Source organism: Photorhabdus namnaonensis (assembly GCF_001684335.1).
Taxonomy (GTDB): Bacteria; Pseudomonadota; Gammaproteobacteria; order Enterobacterales; family Enterobacteriaceae; genus Photorhabdus; species Photorhabdus namnaonensis.
The window spans coordinates 168,058-170,363 of the sequence record NZ_LOIC01000061.1 but is presented as its reverse complement, the minus strand read 5'-3'; the positions used below and the strand labels follow the sequence as shown (position 1 = coordinate 170,363).

General features: G+C 51.6%; 1 protein-coding gene. It reads left to right on the top strand.

Annotated elements, in window-relative coordinates; translation table 11 throughout:
• The coding region (locus Phpb_RS26785) for a non-ribosomal peptide synthetase (protein WP_240492516.1) at nucleotides 1-2,306 on the top strand (2,306 nt) is incomplete at both ends.

Here is a 2,306-nt window from a genome sequence, read left to right as displayed (position 1 = left end):
AGTTAAGGCATCTGGCAAAAGCACAGGAAACCACCCTGTATACCGTGCTGCTCAGTGCCTTTTATCTCACGCTGGCAAAATTATCCGGACAAAATGATATCGTTCTGGGGACGCCGACGGATAACCGACACCATGCCCAAACTCAGCCCCTGATTGGGATGTTTGTCAACTCACTGGCCTTAAGGATACAACTTCAACAAACCGCCAGTGTGAAAGCACTGATTCAACAGACCCATCAGAGGGTAACAGAGGCTAAGGTCCATCAGGACATGCCATTCGAACAACTGGTTGAGGCGCTGGATATTGCGCGTGACACCACCCGCCATCCGATTTTTCAGGTGATGTTCGGGTTACAGAGCTTTGGCGAAAACCCGCCAGACAGCCGTCTGCCGTTCAGACCGGTGACACGGGATGAGCCGTTATACAGCCCCGCTAAGTTTGATCTGAGCCTGTTTTTATCCGACGGGCAAACCGATATTACCGGGTGTCTGAATTACGCCGTCAGCCTGTTTGCCGAGGCCACCATCATGAGACTGGCGGAAATTTATCAGCGGGTACTGGCAGCCTTCGTGGCAGACCAGACACAATCGCTGTCCGAAATTGACATCCTATCTGTCCAGGAGCGCCATACCCTGCTGCACCGCTGGAATCAGACCGATGCGCCTTACCCGCAGGATAAAACCCTGCAACAACTGTTTGAAGCCCAGGTGGAAAGGACACCAGATAACGTGGCGCTGGTGTTTGAAGGCGAATCCCTGACCTACCGCCAGCTTAACCAACGGTCAAACCAACTGGCTTATGTGATCCGTGAACGCTGTCAGCCACACCATCATGTCCCTGTGCAAGCGGATACCCCCATCGCTCTCTACCTCGACCGCAGTCTGGAAATGGTTATCAGCATTTTGGCGGTACTGAAAGCCGGGGGCGCTTATGTGCCCATTTCGCCGGAATACCCACCAGAACGAGTCCAGTTTATCCTGGCTGACACGGCAGCTTCCTGCATATTGACCCAACAGCGACACTTGATAACGTTGACGGCATACAGTCAGGCACTCGTGGAACAGCCGATACTGATAGCAACGGATGATCCGATAATTACCGCAGGCCAGCCCGCGGACAATCCGGCATCGGCAAACAAATCCTCAGATTTGGCCTATATCATCTATACCTCAGGCACCACCGGCCAGCCGAAAGGCGTCATGATTGAGCACAAAAATGTAGCTCATATGGCGGCGGCACAGGCAGACATTTTTGATGCCGCCAAGAGAAAAAAATCCTTAATGTTTGCCGCCTATGTGTTTGATGGCTCTGTTTTCGAACTCTTCCCCAGTTTATTTAATGGCCTGACGCTTTACCTTTGCAGCGAAACAGAACGTCATGCCCAGGCAATTAAAAAACTCATTCAACGAGAAAGCATTGAAATAGCGGCCTTACCGCCAGCCATACTCAAACTGTTAATTGGCTCGCACTTACCCTCCTTGCAGTTATTAGTGACCGCCGGAGAATCCCCCTCGCTGGATTTTCTTGACCATTTCAACCGTCATAGCGCTGTCCTCAATTCTTATGGTCCAACCGAGGTTACTGTTTGTGCGACAGAGAAGCGATATCAACATGGGGATATAGCAACAAATATCGGCAAAGCGATTAATAACGCCCGCCTTTACGTTCTTGATAATCACGGCAATCCGTCTCCTGTCGGTGCGCCGGGAGAACTCTATATCGGTGGGGCTGGAATCGCGCGAGGTTACTGGAACCAACCTGAACTGACCGCCGAACGGTTTGTGGCAAACCCCTTTGCTACCACAGAAGATAAGGTTCGCGGTTATACCCGTCTGTATAAAACCGGCGATTTAGTCCGCTGGCGACCGGATGGCAATCTGGAATATCTGGGGCGCAATGATTTTCAGGTCAAAATTCGTGGTTATCGCATTGAATTGGGCGAAATTGAAACGGCCCTTGCGGCTCATCCTCAAGTCAAACAGGCAGTGGTGATTGACCGTGAGCATAACGGCAATAAAATACTGGTCGCATATCTGGTGACAGAGGGGGAATTGTCTGATGACAGCCTGACTGGACATCTCTCTTCCCGCCTGCCGGAATACATGCTGCCAGCCAGCTTTACCCGTATTGAATCCATTCCTCTGACTCTGAACGGCAAGGTGGATCGGCAGGCATTGCCGGAACCTGTTTGGGAAAATAAAGAGGGATACGTGGCGCCCCGCAACGCGCTGGAAGCACAACTGTGTACCATTTGGCAGGACGTATTGGGACTGGAGCGGATAGGCATCGAGGATAATTTCTTCCGC